Source organism: Nitratidesulfovibrio oxamicus (genome assembly GCF_015731765.1).
Lineage (GTDB): Bacteria > Desulfobacterota > Desulfovibrionia > Desulfovibrionales > Desulfovibrionaceae > Cupidesulfovibrio > Cupidesulfovibrio oxamicus.
In genome coordinates this window covers 1-3,323 of the sequence record NZ_VRYY01000290.1, presented here as the reverse complement: position 1 = coordinate 3,323, position 3,323 = coordinate 1, and the positions used below count along the sequence as shown (strand labels likewise).

The window sequence follows — 3,323 nt, the reverse complement described above, 5'->3', positions numbered from 1 at the left end:
CAATTCGCCCCGGCGCGCATGCGCCTGACCGCGCGCTACCGCCAGCGGCTTGCCGGCGCGCCGCACCTGGCCCTGCTGACCACGGACCCCCGCGACGTGGTGGTGCCGCACATCTTTCCGGTGCGCATTCTGGACGACAAAAAGCACCACGTGGTGGACGCGTTGCAGGCCAGGGGCATTCCCACCGGCATGCACTACAAGCCCAACCACCTGCTGACCTATTACGGCGGCGGCGCGCAGTCCCTGCCCGTCACCGAAATGCTGGGCAGCCAGTTGACCACCCTGCCCCTGCACCCCGGCATGACCGACGCCGACGTGGATCTGGTGTGCGATGCCTTGCTGGAGGCATTGCGCTAGGTTGCCGTTTTCTGCCGTCCACGCGAACCCTGCATACGGATTGCCACGGCAAAGAAACTGTTCGCCACCACATCCCCCCAATGAAAAGTTTTGGGGGATGGGGGTCCGGGGGAAGGGGACCTTTTTCAAAAGGTCCCTTCCCCCGGTTCCTTCCCCGAGAAACAAACTGCCATGACCGACACCGCCGCCCACTCCGCCCCTGCCGTCAGCGTGATCATGAACTGCCTGAACTGCGGCGAGCACCTGCGCGCCGCCATCGACAGCGTGTTCGCCCAGACCCTTGACGACTGGGAAATCGTGTTCTGGGACAACGGCTCCTCCGATTGCAGCGCGGACATCGCCCAGAGCTGCGGCGACAAGGTGCGCTACTTCCGCGCCGAGCGCACCGTGCCGCTGGGCGCGGCGCGCAACCTGGCCATTGCCCGGGCGCGGGGTGAGTTCATCGCCTTCCTTGACTGCGACGACCTGTGGCACCCGGAAAAGCTGGCCCGGCAGGTGGCGCTGTTCCGCGCCAACCCCGCCGTGGGGCTGGTGAGTTGCGACACGGTGATGTTCAGTGGCGACAAGGAACTGAGCCGCCAGTTCCAGGCCGCGCCGCCCGCACGCGGCAAGGTGTTCCGCGAACTGATGACCACCCAGTGGATTTCCATGTCCTCCGCCGTCATCCGCCGCAGCGCGCTGGACGCGCCGGGCATGGGCGGGCACTGGTTCGACGAATCGCTGAACGTGTGCGAAGAGGCGGACGTGTTCTACCGCATCGCCTGGGACTGGGAACTGGACCACGTGGATGCCCCGCTGGCCCGCTGGCGGGTGCACGGCGGCAGCACCACCTTCCGCAAGTTCGCCCAGTTCGCGGATGAGACGGAAGCCATCCTTGCCAAGCACATCCGCATGTACCGCGACTACGAGCGCGACTATGCCGACCTCGTGGCGCTGCTGCGCCGCCGCGCGGCGTTCCAGCGCGGGGTGGCCCTGTGGCGCGAGGGGAAAGGCGCTGCCGCGCGCGAGGCCATCGCCCCGTATGCCGCGTCGTCGTTGAAGTTCCGGCTGTTCCGGCTGGCCACCTTCCTGCCGGGCGGGATGTTCGACGCGGTGGCGGGGGTGTATTTTGCGCTGCCATCGTTCCTGAGGCGGTAGGTGCGGCATATGCCGTAACGGTAGGTAGTGCCCTGCAGGGTGCGGCTTCTACGAACACACGCCAGCCCTGTTGAATCCGCTCGATTTCGTTATGCCTCCGGCGGGAGGCAGAAAGATGTCATGCGCTGCTGGATGCGGTTTCTACGCAGGCACGACAGCCCTGTTGAACCCGCTCGATTTCGTTATGCCTCCGGCGGGAGCAGAAGGATGTCATGCGCTGCTGGGTGCGGCTTCTACGCAGGCACGACAGCCCTGTTGAACCCGCTCGATTTCGTTATGCCTCCGGCGGGAGGCAGAAAGATGTCATGCGCTGCTGGGTGCGGCTTCTACGAACACACGCCAGCTCTGTTGAATCCGCTCGATTTCGTTATGCCTCCGGCGGGCAAGGGGCCATTTAGCGATGGCCCCTTGGAACCCCGCGTCGCCCTGCACCGCATTCCTTTCGCCGCCAGCTTCCCTGCGGCGCTGGGCGCCTCCGGGCGATCTGGCGACGGGAATGCGATGTGCGCCTGTCTCTCGCCGGCTTTATCCCACCAAGGTGCCTTTACCTTCGCCCCCGTTGCGACGCATATGCCGTCGGCAAAGCCCGACGGCATACGCTTCTACGCACGTCCCGTGCCCGTTGAGCAAAACAGCCCCCAACACCCGCATGCACACTGATTGCACGCAGGGACGCCGCGCAGGACACCCCACGCTACGCGCACCTCCAACCCCTCGACACGCCACCGAGAGCAACGCGCACATCGCATTCCGCCGGGCAGATCGCCCGAAGGCGCCTTGGCCGAGGGAAGCTGCCCGGCAAGGAATGTGGTGCAGGACGCCTGCGGACAAAGGCAACCGCGCTTTGCCAAAGCGACGGGAGCCACATGCGCATTGGCGTCACCGGCGGCAGATCGCCCGAAGGCGTCTGCGCCGAAGGGAAGCTGACGCCGCAGGGACGCCGCGCAGGACACCCCACGCTACGCGCACCTCCAACCCCTCGACACGCCACCGAGAGCAACGCGCACATCGCATTCCGTCGGGCAGATCGCCCGAAGGCGTCTGCGCCGCAGGGAAGCTGCCCGACGAAGGAATGCGGTGCAGGATACGCCGGGGGTCCAGGGGAGGCGAAGCCCCCCTGGAACGCGGGGGTGCAGGGGGTGTTCGTTACAACACCCCCTGCCCGTCGGAGACATAACGAAATCAAGCGCATTCAACAGGGCTGTCGTGCCTGCGTAGAAGCCGCACCCAACAATGCTCAACCCTCTCCCTTCCCTCTCCCTTCCCCCTCACCGTCCCCCCCCCACCTCGCGACTATCCCCCCCACACCGCTTGACCTTCACACGCGCAACCATGCTATGGTGCATCCATTCTTGGTATTCCTTTTTCTGCGCACCGTGCGCCTTCCCCTCCCCCTTCCCTTCCCCCCAACCGGAGACCCCATGTCACCCTTCACCACCGGCACCTTCCGCACCGACGTCACCATGATCGAATGCTTCGGCCATGCCGTGCTGTGGTTCCTGATCACCGTGTGCACGCTGGGCATCGGCGTGTTCTTCTACCCGTATGCCCTGGCCAAGTTCATCATCAACCGCACCTACGTGGAGCGCGACGGCGCACCGCGCCAACGGCTGGTGTGCGACCTGGATATGGCGGCGCAGGTGGGCCACGCGCTGATCTGGCTGCTGTTGTCCATCGTCACCTTCGGGCTGGCCTACTTCCTGTACCTGTATGGCGTGGGCCGCTACGTGGCCGCGCATACCCGCGTGGAACCCGCGTAGCCGGGTCCGGCGCGCGGGTCCCGGCCTTTGGCGACGCCCCGCCCGTCGCCATCCCCACGCCGCCTGCGC

At 66.1% G+C, this 3,323-nt stretch carries 3 protein-coding genes; all 3 read left to right on the top strand.

The features are described 5' to 3' along the window. Window positions 1–357: DegT/DnrJ/EryC1/StrS family aminotransferase (locus FVW20_RS10465; RefSeq protein ID WP_196609460.1), on the top strand; the 357-nt coding region annotated here is incomplete at its 5' end. A gap of 171 nt (window positions 358–528) precedes the next feature. Next, window positions 529–1,494, top strand: coding sequence for a glycosyltransferase family 2 protein (locus FVW20_RS10460; RefSeq protein ID WP_196609459.1), 966 nt, complete (start codon window positions 529–531; stop codon window positions 1,492–1,494). A gap of 1,421 nt (window positions 1,495–2,915) precedes the next feature. After that, on the top strand, window positions 2,916–3,254 hold the full coding sequence (locus FVW20_RS10455; RefSeq protein ID WP_196609457.1) for a DUF6693 family protein: 339 nt from the start codon (window positions 2,916–2,918) through the stop codon (window positions 3,252–3,254). The last annotated feature ends 69 nt before the right edge of the window (window positions 3,255–3,323 follow it).

Excerpts from the sequence above, each read along its gene's own strand:
- FVW20_RS10455 (WP_196609457.1), top strand. The coding sequence starts at position 2,916 with ATGTCACCCTTCACCACCGGCACCTTCCGCACCGACGTCACCATGATC.
- FVW20_RS10460 (WP_196609459.1), top strand. The coding sequence starts at position 529 with ATGACCGACACCGCCGCCCACTCCGCCCCTGCCGTCAGCGTGATCATG.